The organism is Streptomyces sp. NBC_01092 (genome assembly GCF_045039535.1).
GTDB lineage: Bacteria > Actinomycetota > Actinomycetes > Streptomycetales > Streptomycetaceae > Streptomyces.
On the sequence record NZ_CP108659.1, the window covers coordinates 7,711,622 to 7,730,408 of the forward strand.

Genomic DNA, 18,787 nt, shown 5'->3' on the forward strand with positions numbered 1-18,787 from the left:
GTCTTTCCTACGTGCTCCTTGGCGGCGCAGTCCTCGTTGAGTCGGGGGGTAAGTACGAGCAGGGTCATCGGTCGGTCAGGGGAGATCGGTCAGTCGGTGGTTCGCAGTGCAGCAGTCCAGAAAGTGGAGGCTGTGTCTGCATCGTCGAGGTCGGGCAGCGTGTCCTCCAGATCGTCTCTGATCGCGACGCGCTCGGTACGGCTCCCCGCCGCGGCCAGCATGCACCGGGCCACAAGGTAGTGCTGGAGCAGGTCGATGAACGCGGCCAGGCTGCTGGCGATCAACACGGCGCCGGTTTCCTGCTCTCCGCCGTCGTCGGGCTCGTCGTCGAAGTAGGCATCGAAGTCGTCTTCTGCGCTGCTCCAGTCGTCCGCACCGAACAGGACGACCTGCCCCGTTCCGCCGTCCAGGACCAGGTCACCGGCACCCCACGTACCGATCTTGTAGTACTCACCTGGGACGGCGTCTGCCGGCAGGTCGCCTGGGTCGAGCGGGGAGAGACCCACTTCGTCCAGAGCCTCGAGCCGGATTGCGGCGCCTTCGAAGGCGGGCAGTCCGACGTCCGTGAGAATTCGGCGTGCCTCGGCGTCCGTCACCCCCTCGGGCAGCAGGCCGGTGGGCAGGCGACGTACGACGCCCGGTTCGAAAAGGTCGGGGTCGTACGAGCCTCGGCGTCGTGCTGTCCCGCGGTGCAGCGCGGGGAGGAAACCGGAGTCGTCGAAGAGCGGCTCCCCGTGCACCTTGCTGAGGCGCGGACTTACGGCGGGGTCGTGGAGCTCGACCGCGAAAATGCCGCCGAGCCCCGTCACGACCAGGAGGTCGCCGACCCTCACCTGATCCGACACGAAAGGTGGTTCCAGGGTGTCGAACACGGTCAGATCGTCCCAGTCGGGTGTGACGTTGCGTTCCAAGTCGGTGAGCCAGAGGGGCTCGCGCCGCCCCGGTGCCGGCATCGCCTCCGGCCAGGGGCCGGCCAGCTCCTCGCCGGTCTCGGCGTCCCAGACTCGGTATCGCTCGTCCCATTCCCCCGGAGCGGAAACGGCGTGCCGGCCAGGGAGATAGTCCTCGGGGGCGATGACCGGGTCTCCCAGTGGACCGGGCCGAACGTACGCGGCGTTCAGGGCACCCGGCGGCCGCCAATGGGCCCAGCGCACCTGCCACGGCAGCGGCGGGCCGGACGAGGCGATCTGGGCGGCGGTCTCCGTATCGCCACGCACCGTACTCATCAGGTGCAGCCACGATGCCCATTCACCCTGGGACAGGGAATCGACGCCGCACATCCACAAGTTGACCGCGTCCCCGGCCGGGGACGAACCGTTCACGACAAACGAGCCGTCGGCGTGGGCCGCGTCGATCAGGGCGACTTGATCGATATGGGCAACGAGCCGGCCGGAGCGCTGAACGGAGTCGAACTCGCCGGCCTGCACGGCATGCATCGCCAGTCCTTGTGTCAGGTACTGGCCGGTCGGCGCTGCCGCGGGCTGATCGCGCAGCCAGGCGACCAGCTCCACATTCACGGCTCGTACGATCTCGGCATCGGTGGTCAGACGCAGCGTCTCGGCGTGCCGCTCGTCACGGAAGCGGACCCAGCCGTCGCCCTCCACCTCCAGCAGCTCGCCAGAAGCCGCCAGCGTTGCGGCGACATCCGGAGACCGGCCCACCTGGGACCCCAGCGCCTGGGCGAGGGCGGTCCACACAGGCAAGGGAGCACGACGGACCTCGGCCAGTGCGAGTGCACGCAACGCTTCGGTGTCCGTGCCGTCGGACAGGTGCTCCACAGCCTCTTCGGAACTGCTCGGTTGCAGTGCCACGACCAAGTGATCGTGTGCCAACCGGACATCCGGCACGTCCCGTTCGATCACCACCTTGAGACCGCCGCCCACGGCCAGTTCACCGGTGAAGTGGTGCACCATGCGCTCAGGCTCCGTGGAGCGCCGAGTACGGCCCGCACGGTGGGCATTGACGATGATGACCAGCCCGCCACCGAGCGGGGAGTCTTCAAGCTCGAATCCCCAGTCCGCCCGCTTCTCCGGCAGAGCGGTGAACCCAGCAGCCCTCATGACCCGATCGATGAGGTCCTCACAGGTCAGCCCGGTGGCATCCACGAGCACCGCCTCGCTGCGGGCCTCACTCAGCCGCAGCAGTGTCTCTGTCCGTCCGGACCCAGGAGGGCCGGTCAGCTCGGCCACTCGCCGGGTCCCACTGTCCGACCACTCCAGGAGCTCTGCCAGGGCTTGTTCGGGTGACACGGGTGAAGGGGTGGGTGTCTGACGGCTCATCGCTGAATCTGCTGACTTTCGGTGAGTTCACACAGGGACGGGCTAGGGGGCTACTTTAGCTGCGTCGCGATCCCCTTCCAGAGGGCTTCGACCTTCCTGACATGTCTGACCATCTCTCGATCGCGGGCCTTCTCATTGGCGGTAACCGGGAATTGCTTCTTGACCTGAGCCGTGATCTTTTTCTTTTCGTCATCGGGAAGAGCGGCTCTTGGGTCCAACCCGAGTTCTGCCCGGCGTTGCTTCTGGAGTTCCCTGGTGAGTTCAGATCGCTGCTGATCCGCTGGGTCGGCCCGATATGTGGTGCTGTAGTACACAGGCGCACCGGCCAGACGCTCACCCAGCAGATTTGAGCAGTTGGAACTCCCGAGTCCGCCCTTCTTGTCGCCACACGGCTCGCGTTCGGTGTACAGAGCGGAGATCGTGTAGTTGCGCCCTGTGCCCTCATTGGCCTTGTTGACGTCGTCGATCCAGTCGGCGATGTGTCTTTCCGAATGCAGACCGGTAACCCCTGACCGGCTTGGGAACGACGAGTCCGTTACGTACTCGATGGTGCCGTCGTCCCGCTGCAACTCGACTACTGCGAAGTTTCGTTGAGTCAGGTCCGGTGTGTGGGTCTCCGGAACCCCGAGCTTCGTCATCAACTTTCTGACGCGCTCGCCGGGGGTCTTGTGCTTGGCGGCGCCTTCGGACTCCTTGCCGTTGTCCATCGGGTTGCTGTTCACGCCGTACTGCTCGTGAGCCGATTGGCTGAGACGAGCCAATGTGGAGATGACCAGCATTTTCTCGCCCCGGTTCAGGGACTCGAATCCGGGCAGGGCCTTGTTCAACCCATCGGAGGTGAAGGTACGCGGTCGATCCGGCGAGGCATCAGGGTCCGACTCGGAACCCGCGGCCACATTCAGCACATGAGCGAGATGACCGCTCTGGGCCCAGTCCCGCAGCTGTTGGTCGACGTGGCCCTGCTGCAGGCGGAAAACAGGATTGGTCTGGCGGACACGCTGCTGCGAATCGTCCGGGTCCAGGTTGCCCTGTTGCTCCTTCTTGTCGCCGAACTCGCGGTCCAGACGTGGGTGAGAGTCGTCGGGGTGTGGTTCGAGTCCGGCCTTCTTGTCCTTGCCGTCCTTGTCGCCGCTGTCGTCCTTGTTGTTCTTGTCGTTCGGGTCCTTGTCGTCTGCATTCTGGCCGTTGGATGGCTGGCCTGCCGGTTCGGCAGCTGGTCTCCGCGCTGTGTCGGCAGACGATTCCGGGGTGGATCGAGGGTTGCTGCGGTTGGCATCAGGGCTGTTGGAGTCCGTGGCACCGGGCCGGTTCGGAGTCACCGGCTGCCGGTTCGAGTCCAGCGGAATCGCGAAGACACCGTTGTTCCCACTGTGCAGCGGCTTCGAACTCTGCTGCCCCGTCTGCGCGTCGATGTATGTGATCTTGCCGTTGTGGTTGACGGCGTTCCACGCGTGCGCCCGTCCGTTGGCGTCCTGCGTGATGATCACGGCCTGTGAGCCGTGGCCGCTGTTGCGGAGGGTGTTCTCCAGGCGGTTGAAGGCGTCGCGCCCGTTGCCCATGTCGTTGAAGCGGGCGCCGAGCGTGCTCTCGATGCGGTCGCGGCCGCCCTTCTCGCCGCGGTCCGAGGGGTTGCCGTCCGCGTCCAGATCCGGCGTACGGCTGGCCGCTGCCGTGGGGTTGCCCGCGTAGGTGTCCACCGTGGACAGGGCCACGTCGACGCAGTTGTTGTTGCGGCCGGGGGCGTCCCGCCCTTCGCCGTTGATGCGCTCGACCCAGCGGCCGTCCGCCGGGTTCGGCGGTCGGGTGGGGTCGCCGTTCTCGTCTCGGGGGACCGAGTTTTCCAGGGCGTCCTGCTCGGCGCGGGTGGGGTCGGTGACGCCGCCCGGGGGGTTGGTATTGCGGGTCTGGGAGGCCGGGGTCGGGGTCTCCTTCGGCTTCGGGGTGTCCGAGGAGTCCTGCTGGTTGGGGTTGTGCGGGGTGGAGTCCGGGGTGTGTGGCGTGGACTGCTGGGGCTGGTTGTTCGGCGTCGGGGTCACGTGGTGGACCGGGACCGGGACGACCTGAGGCTGCTGCTGTTGGTTCGGGGTGTTCGCCGGGGGCTGCTGGGTGGTGGGCTGCGAGCCCGGCTGGTTCGGGGTGTTCGGGGTGCTGCCCGTGGGCTGGTGGGGTGGCCTGGTGGGGGAGTGGCCCGCGCTCGGCTGGTTCGGGGTGCCGGGCGTGCCCTGAGCGGCGGGGCCGGGCTGGGTCGACGAGTTCGGGGTGCTGTTGCTCGGTGTCGAGGAGTTCGGTGTACCGCTGCCCGGTGTCGAGGAGTTCGGTGTACCGCTGCTCGGTGTCGACGTGTGCCCGGATCCGGCGCCGGTCGATGTAGAGGGCGTCGTCGTCGGACTGCTGGTGGACGGCGATGCGGTCCTGGGGGGAGTCGACTGGGCCGTGTTCTGGTTCGGAGTGGTCGTACTCGGGTTCTGGCTCGGGGTGGGAGTACGGGTGCCGCCCGACGAGTCCGTGGTGTTGCGGGGTGTCGTGCTGCCACCCGGCGTGGTGGTCCCCGGGTTGTTGCGCGGCGGAGTGCGGTCCCCCGGCGTTGTACCCGGAGTGTTCCGCGGCGTGCTGCCGTCGCTCGGGGTCGCATTCCCGGGGCGCTGGGTCGGTATTCGACCGTCCGGCGTGCTTGACGTACGCCCATCCGCCGTACCGGGTGTACGGCCGTCCGGTGTGGGTGTCGGCGTGCTCCGAGGCGTTGTCGGCGACGTGGCGCTCGGCGTGGATGCGGGGCCGGTCCCCGTGGTGGACGGCGTGCCGGCAGAAGGATTCCTCGCCGGGCCCGAGCCGGGATTCGGGCTGGTAGCGGACGTACTGCCGCCGGAGGCGCCCGTGCTTTGGTGCCCACCCGGAGCCGCGCCCCCGGTGGAAGGCGCCGTAGGCGATGTCGGCATGGCCGAGCCGCCGCTGTCCGAACGGCCGCCGGTACTGGAGGGAGACGGGTCGGCCGTGGACGTCGGTGCCGCGTTGGACTGCGTGGGGGCGGTGGCGGCCAGGCTGTCGATATTGGTGCCGATCGAGCCGCCCCCTGGCGAGGACGACGTTCCGCCGGACGATGTGGGCGTGGGCGCGGACTGGACGCTCGGGGACGACAGGCCGGACACGGGAGAGCCGGCGCCGGAGTGCGAAGGGCCGGACGTGCTCGGAGTGCTGGACGAACCGTTGGAGTCGGAGCCGTTGGACGCGGGACCGCCGGAGGAGGGGTCGTCGAAGTCCGACAGGGACGGCCCTGAAGACGGCGTCGGCCTTGAGTACGGGGTGTCCGAGGAGGACGGGTTCCCGGAATCGGAACCCGACCCGGAGTCGGAGCCGGGGCCCGCACCGATGTTGGGTGCGCCGATGTCGTTGCCGCCGGTGTCGGCGGAGATGCCGCTGCCTATGTTCGTGCCGGGGATGTTGCCGTCGCCCGTACGCGTCGAGGTGGAGGAGTCCGATCCCGACGCATTCGAGTCGGAGGACGATGAGTTGGAGGAAGAGGAGTCCGAGGAAGAAGAACCCGAGGAAGAGGAGTCCGAGGATGAAGAATCCGAGGATGAAGAACTGGAACTCCCCGCCCCGGAGTCACTGCCGGAGTCACTGCCAGTGTCACTCCCGGGCAACCCCGACTCCGACGCCCCGTCGTATCCGTCGATTCGGCTGTCGATAGCGTTCCGGGCCCGGCTTCCGGCCTTCTGGCCCAGGCTGTCGCGCACGCCTTCGGCGAAGGTCTGCGGGCTCTGCCTGAGGGCATCAAGGCCTGCGGTGCCGCCGGCCTTGAGGGTGGCTCCGACGTCGTAGCCTTCCTGGGCGCCGAAGCCGACGTTCACGGTCTGCCGGATGAGGTCGGTGATGATCGCCTCGATCGCCGAGATCGCGGGTTCCTTCAACGTCTCCACGATCGCCTCGATCATGGCCTTCTTGAGCTCGTCGAGGAGGCGTCGGACGATCAGGCGGGTGACCTGCATGGCGCCGAGGCCGGCGACCTCGGACAGGCCGAAGGTGAAGGGCGCGGCGGCATGGGCGGCGACGATCTCGATCGCCAGGGCGATCAGCTGGGCGATCACCGCCCACTTGGCGAACTCGACGAGGTAGGCGCAGGCCTCCAGCACATTCGCGATGAGGAAGGCGGCCTCGGCGGCGCTGCGGAGGTAGCCGTCGTTGCCGCCTCCGCCGTCGAACTTCTCGTAGGCCTTGGTGAACTTGTCGATCGATTCACCGGCGTTGTGGGCAGTGACCTGGCGCGCGCTGCTGTTCGCCGTGGTGTGGAGCTCGTTGACCTTCTCGCCGAACTCCCGCCACACGGTGGCGCAGTCTCTGAGCTTGTCCTCGTTCGCCGTCGGCCACCGGTAGCCCAGCATCTGGAGAACCCACTCGAGCTCGTCCGGCAACATCATCGCCACAGCAGAAAGCACCCCCGTCAGACAACACGGCCGTACAGCTCCCTCACCAGCCAAGGGAAATCACACAGGAGTACAGCCGTCCGCAAAGTTTACGGACTCACCTGCCGATGACTTCAGGGGTTTGCTGTCACAAGTCCGTTCCAGGTCGCCGCTGTTGTCCGGGGCGGCGCGGTACGAGGCCGACCGGTCACTGCGTACGGCCCTGAGTGCGCTGTCGGTGTCCCTTGATGTCGGGTCGGCCGACGTGGCCCTCGGCGCGTTCGGAGTCGCCGAGCCAGATGTGCGGGACGTAACTCTGGACCGCCGAGACCAACTCCTGCCGGCAGGGGGCGGGGAAGGGGAGGCGGTAGCGCAGGCGGGGCAGGTCCGGATGCAACGGCTCCTCGTCGCGGACGAGGGTCCACAGGACCGGGTCGTCCCGGTCCATGGGGCCGGCGGGGAAGAGTTCCAGGGAGTAGACCTTCTGGCTTCGGCCGAACCTGCTCCAGTACAGGCCGACTCCGGCGAGGCTCTGCCAGGGGATGACGTTCCGAAGCTTTCCGTTGTCGACCCACAGGCCCGTGGGGTCGACCAGGATCCGGGCCCGGCGGTTCGCCCAGTTGGCGATGAAGAGGAACACGCCGAGCGCACCGAGCAGCAACATGAACCCGAGGCCCACGAATCCTGCCGGGTTGGACTCTCCCTTCTGGTTCCCGGTAGCAACCAGGACCGCGCCGAAGGCGCCCACGGCGCCCATCGCGATGAGCAGGACGGAGCAGGGGAGCCCGGTCATGGCGCCGCGACGGCCGGTACGTATGACCAAGGCGTCCGGGGCGGGGGAGGGAGTGTGCGAAGGCAACATGGTGCGTGAGCTTAGCGAATTGACCTAGGCTGCCTCCCCATGACGACGCACGGCCGGGAACTCGGCGGGGAACAGCTACAGACGCAGGTGCGAGGCGGCGAGGGCGAGCCGGTCCCGCCCGGCGTGGACGAATTCCGGGCGAGTTTCCAAAGGCAATCGGATCCGGGGTTCGCGAGACAGCGGTCGCAGCAGGCGCGGAGCGCTCGCGGCGGGCTCATGGGCGCCGGGGCGTTGGTGGCGCTGGTCTGCCTCATCGTGATCGTGGGGCAGCTCAAAAGCGGTACCCAGGCCGGTGTGGGGACCGTGGTGTACGGCCTGAGCCTCGCTTTTGCCGGTCTCAGCGTGGAGTTGGCGCGACGCGCCCGCACCCGCTGGGCCATGATGGCGATCATTCTCGCGGCGGCGGGCGCGTCGCTGGCGGATGCGCTGCCCTGACTCTCTCGAGTTCTGGTCAGCGAGCCGCAGGCCTGATCAGACCTTGGTGAAGCACAACGTGTAGTCGAAGCCCCGGCTGTTGCGGTACTGGATGCCGTAGTCGTACGTCGACGAGCATTCCTGGTCCTGGCCGGGCAGCAGGGCACCCGTCTTGTACTCGGCCTCGGGCGAGCCACAGTCGACGACCGTCGGCAGCGGCTTGCCCTGCGGGTCCGCGACCTTGACGCAGTCGCCGATCTCCGGGTCGTGCGTCTTGGCCTCCTCGGCCGCCGCGGACGCCGAAGCCTCCGCCTTCGCCTTGCCGCCGGTGGGGCTGGTGTTGTAGTCCCAGACCCAGTAGCCAAGGGCGCCGAACACCGCGATGACGATGACGGCGGACTTCACCACCCGCAACAGACCTCCCGGCTGCGGTCCCTGCGGTCGCTGCGGCCCGCCGGGAGGCTGCGGCTGCTGCGGATATCCGTACGGGGCCTGAGGCTGCTGAGGTTGCTGCGGGTATCCGTACGGCTGCTGCGGCTGCCCGTACGGCGGTTGGTTCTGGTACTGCGGTGGAGGCGTGGACATGCCTGTGAGACCCCGTGGTCGGCTGAACGGATGGACATCAACGGAAAGTTGACAGGCGCACGCTACTAGAACCCGTCAGAAGAAGCAGAACCGGTCAGAAGAAGTAACTGACCAGGAACGACACCGCGGCGCCGACGAGCCCCACCCCGATCGTCCCGATCACGACCGACCGCGTCACTCCCCGCCCCGCCGCCTCCCACGCCGCGTCGAACGAGATACGGCTCCGGCCGAACGGCGCGAACCCCGTCGCGAGGCAGAACACACCGAGGCCTGTGAGGACCCAGCCACCGAAGAACGCGCCGAACCAGCGCCATGCCCGGTCCATGCCGGTCTGTACGTACTCGGCATCCATCGCGCCCTCCGCCGTCGGCGCATCGGTCTGCTGCACCGCCAACTCGGCGCCCCGCGGATACCGTTGCCTTACCTGCACCGCGGCGCCGGCGTCCGTGCTCTTGCCGTTCTCGGAGACGAAGGTGCCCTCGCAGCGGACGGGCCGGCGGTTCTTACGGCTGCTGCGGGAGGCGTTGCTCGGGTAGCTCACCTCGCACTGCTGCACCGTCAGCGTGCCGCGCGTGCCCGCCCAACCCGCCGCGTACACCCCCTCGTACGCACCGAATCCGCTCACGGTCAGCCCCGCGATCAGAAAGACCAGGCCGCCCGCACGCCCCAGGCGCCCGAAGGCTCCACCGACGAGGCCGGTGAGGGAATGGTCGACGCCTGCGCCGCTTGCTGTGCCTTGCGTCCGAGCCATGACGATGCGGTCCCTCTCCTCGGTCCTTCACCACTTCGCCCAGAGGGGCCCAGCATGGCACCCGTGTGTGACGGGAGATACTTCAGGTGTCGAGAGTCGAGGAGAAGCGAATGACCAGGAAACCCGAGAACTCACCAGACCCGCACGACTCTTCGCAGGAACGCGGTGTGCTCGACGAGGCACTCGAACCGGACCAGATCCGTTCCCTGAACTCCGCCCTGCGCAAGCTGTCCGAAACCGAAGGCGCCGGCAAGGAGATGCAGGAGGCGGCCAAGAGGCTGCTCTCCGGCCGCCTTGCGCTGCGCGACGCCCTGGACGACCCCGCGGTGGCCCGCGCGCTGGGCGGCGGCATGGCGTCCTTGCGGGGGCAGTGGGAGTCGCTGCCCGAAGAGGAGCGCGACCGGATCAGGCACGGGGAGGCGCCGACGAGCGGTGGCCCCACTTCGGGGTCCGCCGGGCCGACGGGCTCGGAGGGTCAGTCCGGGCAGTCCGGAAAGAAGAACCAGGGGCGCCACAGTGGAGGGTTCTCGCTGTACTGAGTCACGACTGACGCTGCCTCCGGTACAGCGCGATGGCCGCCTCCGTCGGGAAGTTGGGGACGGTGACGGTCTCGCCGGTGTCCTTGGCGACCACGATCTTGCTGCCGCCGGGCGGAGTGGGCTGAGGCCGCCCGGCGGCGTCCGTGACCGGCGGGAACACCGCGTACACCAGGTATCCGATGTCGAACTCCGCCACGCGCAGCTCGGCCGGAGTGCCATCCGGCAGCTTGGGCTGCGCATAGCGGCTGCGCACGATGGCGAGGGCCTGCTCGGAGGTGGTGGGCGGTGCCGGGTAGTCCGAAGCCACGGGTCTCTCTCCTGGTCGTAGGGGGCCGGGCGGCGGCCGGTCAGAACAACCCGTGCCACATCTGCTCGACGATCAGCGACCACCAGGTGTCCGGGTTGCCCAGCGCGGACGCGTCCACGGCCGCCAACTGCTCCTGCAGCGCGGCCACTTCCGCACCGGCCGCGACCGGGTCCAGGCCCTGCAGCCGCTGCCGTGCGGTGGCGAGCAGGCTGAGGGAGCGCGCGAATGCGGCGGCCGAGATGTTGACGTAGCGGGCGGTCGCGGTCACCGGGTCCACGGCCCACAGCGCGCCGAGGCCGTCCGGCTGTCCCGTCCCCGGCCGGCACTGCACCGCGATGACCGCGACACCGTCGAAGCCGATCCGGACCAGGTACGACAGGGCGCCGATCTTCTCCTCGCCGGCCGGGCTGCGGCGCTCGCGCAGATTCGTGGCGACGTCGGTGAACAGGCCACCGGCCGAAGGCGCGTCGGGCCTGTCGGCGGTGAAGAAGAGCGGGAGGTCGGCCGGGAGCCCTGCCCAGGTGAGTGTCGCCTTGGTGGCCTCGGGCAGCGGGACCTCGGTGAGGTCGTCGGCGTCGTAACGACGTACGCCGTCCTGGCCGAAAACCTCGACGAGATGGCGGCCCAGGGCCACGTCACGCATCGGCTCCGCGGGCGTCACCTGCGCGGGAACTGGCAGGCGGTGCGGGCGGGGCGGCGGCTGCCGGCCGGCGATCCGGTGCATCGTGTCGACCTGCTCGACCAGCGCCGCGATGCCCTCCGCACGCGCCTCGGGACGGGCCCCGTAGGACTGTGAGCAGGAGAGCTGGGCGTTGCGGAAGGTGTTGAGGAGCTCGGCCGTGTAGCCGCCGGGGAGCAGGCTGGGACGCAGGTCGGTGTGGACGGCCACGACGTTCTCGGCGGGTACGTTCATCCGCCGCAGGTCCGCCCACGCCTGGTACTCGGCGGGGGGCAGGCCCGGGGCGGAGGTGCGGAAGAGGGTGGTCTCCTCGCCGTTCGCCGGGTCCGCGTACGTGAAGACGGCGGTGTTGCCGGGACCGGTGATGGGACGGGCGCCGCCTTCGGACGGGCCCGCGCCCTGTCCCGCGCCGCCGTGCTTCTGCCGGTACATCCGGACGACCTCGTCGACCGGCACCGACGGCCAGACGGTCAGCTCGCCGCTGCTGCGGTCCACGACCCCGCACGCGTTGCCGATCTCGGCAGGCGGCCGCCGCTCCCCGGTCTCCGGGTCACGCTCGGGCTCCGAGGGCGCCGCCCACACGACCCAGCCCAGGTCGAACTCCTGCGTCCGGACCTCGCGGCGCGGCTCCGTGGAGCCTTCCGGATTGAGCCAACGGTCGGCGATGGCGAGCGCCTGCTCCTGGCTGGTCACGGGGAGGCTCCTTCGAAGGGGTCGGTCGGGGAGGAGAGTGGAAAGAGGGGCGGACCTGCGGTCCAGGCATTCACAAGGCTGTCGTACACGTGCCTACGAGGCTATCCCCGCGCCCGCCCCACGAATGCGGAGGGCCTTTGCCCCGCGCTCGGTGGCAAGGAGGAGGATGCCGTCGGGGGACAGGTCGGCGGCGGTGAAGGGTGTGTCGGAGATCAGCGCGGCCACGACCTCCTGATCCGCCCGCTCCCAGACACGCAGGTAGTCGGCGCCGCGGCTCAGGCCCAGCGGGGCGGCGGCACGTTCCTCCTCCGAGGGACGAAGAATCTGCTCGGGATCGACGTCGCCGAGGGCGGCAGGCTGTACGAGGCCATGGACGAGCACCGCGGCACCGGACTCCTCGCCGGGCGCACCGACCGGCCGTGCACCGGGTGTGCCCGCGGGTACGACCATGACGGCGATCGGCGTGGCAGGTCCGTCGGGGCGGGGCAGGCTGCCGACGGTCACGGCGCTGATGCCGGGGACGGGCAGGCTCCACAGGGTCTGCCAGGGCAGTTCCAGGCCGAATCGCTGGTGAATCGCCTCGGCGTACTCGGGCAGACCGTCCTCGACGAACGCGGTCTCCAGCAGGGCGGCACGCAGCATGGTCGGCGCCTGGGTGCGGGTCAGCAGGGGCGCCGTACGCAGGTACGTACGGGCCGGTGCGCCCAGTTCCTCAGGGGGTACGGCCTCGATGGCGGCGCGCAGGGGCACCGGGTCGGCGTGGACGAACAGTGCCGGATCCGTGAGAAGTTGGGGCAGCAGCCCGGCTTCCAGGGTGTGGCCGGCGATGTGATCGCGCACATAGGGGTCGGCCTTGCTCCAGTCCTGCTCCGGCACGGCCTCCAGCAGGGCCATCGCGATCTGGGTCTGAGCGGCGGCGACGCTCGGCAGACCGGCGCGGATTTCGTCACCGATGGCCGGGTGCAGCAGCCGCAGGAGCGTACGCCCGCCCTCCCCCTGCTCGCCCTCTGCCGGGTCCGCGTCCTGTTCCTCGGGCTGCACGAAGGGCCCGGCGAGCAGCAACCCGCCCGCGATGGCCTGGCTCATGTCCTGCCCGGCGACCGCACTCGCCAGCCGTGCCCACAGGTGGACCGGTATGCCGTCGGCCTCGGCCAGAGCAAGCGGTGCCAGCATCAGCCGCAGCGTCTGAGAGTCGGTGCCGAGCCGCCTGGCGTGCAGATCCAGGGCCTCACCGACGGACGTCGGCAGGAACCTCTCGTCGGCCGGGTCGAATCCCTCGGGAGCCATCAGGATGCAGTTCACGGCGAGTTGGACGACCAGCGGACTGGTCCCGGCCCGGCGGCCGATCGCCGCTCCCAGGGCGAGGCGGGCGGCGGGATCCACCGTGAAGGGCAGCTCGGGTGCTCCGAACTCCGGGTTCAGCGCTGCCTGGGCATGCCGTACCAAGCCCTCGGGGTCGGCCCACTCCGGCTCGTCGAGATCGATGATCTGCACGCTGCCAGCCGGGAGACCCAGGGCCAGCTCGGCGGCCAGCGGACGCGGCACCTCGGCCAGCAGACGGACCGTCTCCGTGGCGGCCAGGGGGGAGAGCACCTCCCGTACCAGCCGTGCGGGTTCGCCCGCCGTCCGTACCGCACCGGCACGGTCGACGTCCGGTACGACGACGGTCACCGGCTCGTCGAGTGCGGCCAGCTCGGCATACACGGCCTCGACACTGGTGGCGTTCAGCTCGTAGTGGTCGGCGAGCAGCCACAGGACCTGGGCCGCGGTCAGCCCGTCGGGGGCGGGTACGGCCGGGGTCGGCAGCTCCGGCGGCACCGTCGACGGATCCATCTCGTCCAGGGGCAGCCGCTTGCGGTACTCCGGCTCGCACAGCATCAGGAAACCGGTGAGCAGCCGCGAACGCCCCCTGCCGGAACCGCCGGTGACCACGACCACGCGCGCGGCGCCGGGCGCGGCACCACGCCATGCGGTGAGCGCGCGCAGTGCGGCGGTCCGGCCGCCTATGTGGGGGTGCGGTGCGTAGTCCTCGGTCGAGCCGGTCATGGGTCCCCGTCCTCCGCCATCGCGGACGCATACTCGTACGACCCTGATCTTAGGCGCCGCGCCGGTTCCACGGGCGAGCGGTCGGCCGGCCGCGAACGCCGCCGACGTACCCCGGAAAACGGCCTACTCGGCCGCCACCCCACCGCTGTGCGGCGCCGGATCCAGATCGAACTCGCCGTCCCGCGCCCCGAGTACGAACGCCCGCCACTCCGCCTCGGTGTACCGCAGCACGGTGTCGGGATCGAGGGACGACCGCATGGCCACCGCGCCCTCGGGCAGGTACGCGATCTCGACCCGCTCCTCGTGCTCCTCGGTGCCGGGCGCGCACTGCCACTCGACACCGGAGATGTCGAGGGCGTAGAGCTCGTCCCGCTCCCGCTCCTTGCGCGCCTTGACGTCTTCGGCCTGAGTCTCGACCTTGTTGTCCCGTGCCTCGGTCATGCTGCGGGGCCTCTTCCTGACGTGCGAACGACATACGCGACTCACCCTACTGGCGTCGGTCGCGCCGCACATGCCCGTCGCGGATCAGAGGTCGTGCGGCCGCAACCTGGCGTGCGCGACCCCGGACGGCACCTCGACCTGGCCGTCGTACTGGGCCGTCGTCTCCTTCCAGATGGCGTCCTGCTCGGCCTCGTTCAGCTCGTGCGCCACGCCCATCTTGGTGAAGGCGACGCCCATCCCGGCTATGCGCTCCGCGAGGCTGGCCATCGATTCGTACATGCCGTCGCGCAGGCCCTCGTAGACGACGCCGAACTTCTCGCCGATGTCGTCGTCACCCCACGGCGGGGTGTCACCCTTTTCGAGGCCGGTCAGTTCGGTCTTCAGCTTGGTCGCGGCCTTGGCGAACTCCACTCCCACGTTGAACATGTGGAAGCCCTCGGTCTTGAGGACCTTGGGATCGGAATCCATGTAGTCCGACGGCACAACTGCCCCCCGTGGCTCGTCTTTTCTGTCGCAACGCCACTTTAGCGTCGGCCTCTGACACGGCCCACACCCCACGGGCAACGCGAAGGGGCGGCACCCACCCGGGTGCCGCCCCTCGTCGCTCGACCGACCGTCACTCAGAACCGGTTCGGTAGCCACCCCGTCTGGATCAACTGCCCACCGCGCCGCCGCGTGTGGAAGTACCCACGCCCCGGCGGCAGCTGCGTCGCCGTGATGTTGCCGAGCAGTTGCCCCTCCGACCGGTCGCCGGAGAGGACGACGCCCTGGGCACCGAGCTCGCGCATCCGCTGCATCACCGGCTCGTACAGCGACCGGCTCGCACCGCCCGAGGCACGCGCGATGATGACGCGCAGACCGACGTCACGGGCGAACGGCAGGTACTCCAGGAGCGGGGCCAGCGGGTTCACGCCGGTCGCGACCAGGTCGTAGTCGTCGACGATGACGAACGCGTCCGGGCTGTTGTACCAACTGCGGTTGCGCAGCTGCTCGGGCGTGACGTCCGGGCCGGGCATCCGGCGGTGCATCGAGCCGGCCAGGCCCTCCAGCGTCTCCGTGAGGGCCGGCGCCGAGGCGCAGTACCGCGACAGGTGCGAGTCGGGCACACCCTCCAGGTGGGCGCGCCGGTAGTCACCCATGACGATCTTCGCCTGGTCCGGCGTGTAGCGCTCGGTGATCTGCTTGACGAGCATCCGGAGCAGCGCGGACTTACCGGACTCGCTCTCACCGAAGGCGATGAAGAGCGGGTCGGTCTCGAAGTCGACGAAGACCGGCGACAGCGACGACTCGTCGATACCGATGGCGACACCGCGGTCCGGGTGCTCGAAGCCCTTGGGCAGCCGGTCCGCCGGCATCATCGTGGGCAGCAGGCGGACGGCCGGGGCCTGCTGGCCCTGCCAGTTCTCGTTGATGCCGCGCACGAGGATCGACGTCGCCTCGGACAGGTCCTCCGTCTCCGAGGAGCCGTCGACCCGCGGCAGCGCCGTCATGAAGTGCAGCTTGTCCTGGGTCAGACCACGGCCCGGCACGGTGGCGGGGACGTTCTGCGCGACCTTGCGGTCGATCTCCGACTCCGTCGGGTCACCGAGGCGCAGCTCGATGCGGTTCTGGAGCATGTCCTTGAGCGCGGGCCGCACCTCGGTGTAGCGGCTCGCCGCCAGGATCACGTGCACACCGAAGCCGAGACCGCGGGTCGCGATCTCGGTGACGGTCGCCTCCAGCATCTCGTAGTCGGTCTTGAACGTGGCCCAGCCGTCGATGACGAGGAAGACGTCTCCCCAGATCTGGTCGGGCAACTGGCCGGCGGCCCGGCGCTGACGGTAGGTCTGCACCGAGTCCACGTTGTTCGTGCGGAAGTACTCCTCACGCGCGTTCAGGATGCCCTCGACCTCGCTGACCGTACGGCGCACCTTCTCGGCGTCGAGACGGTTGGCGACACCGCCGACGTGCGCCAGCTCCTCCATCGAGATCAGCGAGCCACCGCCGAAGTCCAGGCAGTAGAACTGCACTTCGGACGGCGTGTGGGTGAGCGCGAACGACGAGATGAGCGTCCGCAGCAGCGTCGACTTGCCGGACTGCGGACCACCGACGAACAGGCCGTGACCGGCGCCGCCCGCGAAGTCCCGGTACAGCACGTCACGCCGCTGCTCGAACGGCTTGTCCACCAGGCCGACCGGCACGTTGAGCCGGCCGAGCGCGGTGTAGTCCGGCGCGGTCAGGCCGCGCTCCGGGGTGACGGCGAGCTGCGGGAGCAGCTGCTCCAGCGACGGCGCCTCCTCCAGCGGGGGCAGCCACACCTGGTGGGCGGGCGGTCCCTGGTTGATCATCCGGCTGACCAGCACGTCCAGGACGGTGTCGGCGAGCGCGTCGTCCACCCGGTTGTCGGGCTCCGGCTCCTCGATCACCGGCTGCGGCGGCAGCGCCACGTGCTCCGCCGAGAACAGCGCGGGACGCAGCTGCGTCGAGCGGTGCACCCGGGACGGGCCCTCGCCGTGGTACGCCCCCGACACGTACGCCGCCTTGAAGCGGACCATGGTGTCGGTGTCGTACCGCAGATAACCGGAACCGGGGATCGACGGCAGGTGGTAGGCGTCCGGGACACCGATCGCCGTACGGGACTCGGCGGCGGAGAAGGTCCGCAGACCGATCCGGTACGAGAGGTACGTGTCCAGGCCGCGCAGCTTGCCCTCCTCCAGGCGCTGCGAGGCCAGCAGCAGGTGCACACCCAGCGAACGGCCGATACGGCCGATCTGGATGAACATGTCGATGAAGTCCGGCTTGGCCGTGAGGAGCTCGGAGAACTCGTCGAGCACGATCACCAGCGAGGCCATCGGCTCCAGCGCGGCACCGGCGGCACGGGCCTTCTCGTAGTCGTGCAGGTTGGCGTAGTTGCCCGCCGAGCGCAGCAGCTCCTGACGGCGCTGCGTCTCACCCATGATCGAGTCGCGCATACGGTCGACGAGGGTGAGGTCGTCCGCGAGGTTGGTGATCACGGCCGCGGTGTGCGGCATGTCCGCCATGCCGGCGAAGGTGGCGCCGCCCTTGAAGTCGGCGAGGATGAAGTTCAGCGTCTCCGAGGAGTGCGTCACCGCGAGACCGAGCACCAGCGTGCGCAGCACCTCGGACTTGCCGGAACCGGTGGCGCCGACGCACAGGCCGTGCGGGCCCATGCCCTCCTGCGAGGCCTCCTTGAGGTCCAGCATGACCGGCTCGCCGTTCTCGCCGACACCGATCGGCACGCGCAGCCGCTCGTGCAGCGTGCGCGGACGCCAGGTGCGGGAGACGTCGACCGTGCCCGCGTCGCCGATGCCCATGAGGTCCGTGAAGTCCAGGTTGGACAGGAGGGGTTCGCCCTCCTCCGCGGAGCCGACCCGGAAGGGGGCCAGCTGCCGCGACAGGGACTCGGCCTGCGCCGGGTTGAGCAGGTCGGGCTTGCCGGTGTACGCGGACTCGTGGCCGACGAACAGCCGCATCCGCCCCGGCTTCACATAGACCGTCAGACCGGCGCGCAGCTCCTCCTCCAGCTCGCCCGGGGCGATCTCCAGGAAGGTGACGCCCTGCAGGCCCTCGCTGCCGGCGAGTTCGGAGTCCGGCGGGACGGTGCCGCCGTCGAGCACCACGATCAGGTGCGGCTGGTCGTAGACGGGGTTGGCCTCACGGTTCCAGCGGGGCCGGTCGTCCAGCTGGTCCGCGAGCGCCTCCTCCAGCTCACCGAGGTCGTCGAAGAGGAGCCGGGACGAGCCCGCTCCGTCCTTGGCCTTCGGGTGCTGGCTGTGCGGCAGCCACTTGATCCAGTCCCAGTCCGCCGCCGCGGAGGGGTGCGCCACCACCGCGATCATCATGTCCTCGGGCGAGTGCAGCGTCGCCAGCTGGGACAGGGTCGAGCGGGCGCTGCCGTAGACGGTGTCCGTCTCGCCGCAGATCGTGACGTGGTAAAAGGCGCGCAGCGAGATGGCGACCGGGAGGTCGGACAGGCTGCCGTGCGCGTCGAGGAAGGCCTTCATGGCCGCCGCGGTCAGCGGCTCCAGCTCCTCCTTGGGAGCCGTCTCCGGGGCGACCAGCGGGGTGTTCAGCTGCTGCACACCGCGGCCGATCCGCACGGACGCGAAGTCCGCGTCCGTCGGACGCCGCTCCCAGAGCCGCTTGCCGTCGGCGGCGACCGCCCACAGCTGTTCCGGGTCGGGGTGCTGGAAGAGCTGGCTCTGCCGCTGCAGTTCCGCGGTCTTGTGCACGTCCTTGCGGACCTGCTCCAGGTAGCGGAAGTAGTCACGCCGGTCCTGGGCCATCCCCGCGCCGCCGCCCTGCCGGGACTTGGCGAACTGGGCGATGGCCATGGCCAGCGTGGAGGCCAGCATCAGCCCGCCGACCACCCTCATGTAGGAGGGCAGGTTGGGCATGAAGAAGAAACCGACGGAACCCAGCATGCCCATCATGGGCAGCAGGTTCATGAGCATGCTCTCGTCGCCCTCGCGAGGGATCTCGGGAGGCGTCTCCAGTTTGACCTCGCCGTCCGGGACGGCCGGAGGCACTATCCGCGGTGGCCGTTTGATGATGACGACGCTCACCGATGCACTCATCCTTCGCGATTGATACGTGATACGTCCTGGCACCGACGCCCCCGTTGTACCGCGACGTGTTCTCGTTCGCGTAGGCGTCGTTCGCGTAGAGGTCGATCCTACTGATGCGCCGGGTGCCCGATGGAGGGAGGCGGATGGAGATGCGGCGCAGGTCCTGGGAGGAATGCGGGAGGTAGGTCCTGTACCGGGTACGCCAGCGGATAGGGTGGCGAGC

Annotated in this window: 15 protein-coding genes; 4 read left to right on the top strand and 11 right to left on the bottom strand. The window is 69.3% G+C overall.

The features are described 5' to 3' along the window. Positions 1–89 precede the first annotated feature (89 nt). Positions 90–2,249: an SUKH-4 family immunity protein gene (locus tag OG254_RS35120; RefSeq protein WP_405589891.1), complete on the bottom strand. Its 2,160-nt coding sequence runs from the start codon at positions 2,247–2,249 to the stop codon at positions 90–92. Positions 2,250–2,329: 80 nt separating this feature from the next. After that, on the bottom strand, positions 2,330–4,315 hold the full coding sequence (locus OG254_RS35125; protein ID WP_405589894.1) for a toxin glutamine deamidase domain-containing protein: 1,986 nt from the start codon (positions 4,313–4,315) through the stop codon (positions 2,330–2,332). A 223-nt stretch (positions 4,316–4,538) separates the two neighbouring features. On the opposite strand from OG254_RS35125, the gene OG254_RS35130 reads away from it, so the two are divergent. Together OG254_RS35130 and OG254_RS35135 are read left to right on the top strand one after the other, a co-directional pair. Beyond that, positions 4,539–6,098 (top strand): hypothetical protein, encoded by a 1,560-nt coding sequence (locus tag OG254_RS35130; RefSeq protein WP_405589897.1) that lies wholly within the window; start codon positions 4,539–4,541, stop codon positions 6,096–6,098. Positions 6,099–6,137: 39 nt separating this feature from the next. Further along, positions 6,138–6,392, top strand: coding sequence for a hypothetical protein (locus tag OG254_RS35135; RefSeq protein ID WP_405589900.1), 255 nt, complete (start codon positions 6,138–6,140; stop codon positions 6,390–6,392). Positions 6,393–6,887: 495 nt separating this feature from the next. On the opposite strand, the gene OG254_RS35140 is transcribed toward OG254_RS35135, so the two are convergent. Next, positions 6,888–7,472, bottom strand: coding sequence for a hypothetical protein (locus OG254_RS35140; protein WP_405589902.1), 585 nt, complete (start codon positions 7,470–7,472; stop codon positions 6,888–6,890). A 108-nt stretch (positions 7,473–7,580) separates the two neighbouring features. Between OG254_RS35140 and OG254_RS35145 the strand changes: the two genes are divergently transcribed. Next, complete coding sequence (locus OG254_RS35145; protein WP_405589905.1) at positions 7,581–7,976, top strand: hypothetical protein; 396 nt, start codon at positions 7,581–7,583, stop codon at positions 7,974–7,976. Between the two features lie 36 nt (positions 7,977–8,012). On the opposite strand, the gene OG254_RS35150 is transcribed toward OG254_RS35145, so the two are convergent. Both OG254_RS35150 and OG254_RS35155 read right to left on the bottom strand, forming a co-directional pair. Continuing rightward, positions 8,013–8,540 (bottom strand): hypothetical protein, encoded by a 528-nt coding sequence (locus OG254_RS35150; RefSeq protein ID WP_405589907.1) that lies wholly within the window; start codon positions 8,538–8,540, stop codon positions 8,013–8,015. Positions 8,541–8,634: 94 nt separating this feature from the next. Then, the gene (locus tag OG254_RS35155; protein WP_405589910.1) at positions 8,635–9,291 is read right to left on the bottom strand and encodes a hypothetical protein; all 657 of its coding nucleotides are present in this window, start codon (positions 9,289–9,291) and stop codon (positions 8,635–8,637) included. A 110-nt stretch (positions 9,292–9,401) separates the two neighbouring features. Here OG254_RS35155 and OG254_RS35160 point away from each other — a divergent pair, with 110 nt between their 5' ends. After that, positions 9,402–9,830, top strand: a complete 429-nt coding sequence (locus OG254_RS35160) for a hypothetical protein (protein ID WP_405589913.1) — start codon at positions 9,402–9,404, stop codon at positions 9,828–9,830. Between the two features lies 1 nt (position 9,831). Here the strand turns inward: OG254_RS35160 and OG254_RS35165 are convergent, their stop codons facing one another. From OG254_RS35165 to eccCa, 6 genes are all read right to left on the bottom strand, one after another. Then, positions 9,832–10,137, bottom strand: a complete 306-nt coding sequence (locus OG254_RS35165) for a hypothetical protein (protein WP_405589916.1) — start codon at positions 10,135–10,137, stop codon at positions 9,832–9,834. A gap of 40 nt (positions 10,138–10,177) precedes the next feature. Further along, positions 10,178–11,509, bottom strand: a complete 1,332-nt coding sequence (locus tag OG254_RS35170) for an SUKH-4 family immunity protein (RefSeq protein WP_405589919.1) — start codon at positions 11,507–11,509, stop codon at positions 10,178–10,180. 93 nt (positions 11,510–11,602) lie between these two features. Beyond that, positions 11,603–13,555: an ATP-binding protein gene (locus OG254_RS35175; protein WP_405589922.1), complete on the bottom strand. Its 1,953-nt coding sequence runs from the start codon at positions 13,553–13,555 to the stop codon at positions 11,603–11,605. Between the two features lie 123 nt (positions 13,556–13,678). Then, positions 13,679–13,996, bottom strand: a complete 318-nt coding sequence (locus tag OG254_RS35180) for a DUF397 domain-containing protein (RefSeq protein WP_405589925.1) — start codon at positions 13,994–13,996, stop codon at positions 13,679–13,681. An 84-nt stretch (positions 13,997–14,080) separates the two neighbouring features. Beyond that, on the bottom strand, positions 14,081–14,464 hold the full coding sequence (locus OG254_RS35185; protein ID WP_405589928.1) for a hypothetical protein: 384 nt from the start codon (positions 14,462–14,464) through the stop codon (positions 14,081–14,083). A 152-nt stretch (positions 14,465–14,616) separates the two neighbouring features. Further along, positions 14,617–18,561 carry a type VII secretion protein EccCa gene (gene eccCa, locus OG254_RS35190; RefSeq protein ID WP_405589931.1) on the bottom strand — a complete coding sequence of 1,315 codons (3,945 nt, stop codon included), beginning with the start codon at positions 18,559–18,561 and terminating at the stop codon, positions 14,617–14,619. Positions 18,562–18,787 lie beyond the last annotated feature (226 nt).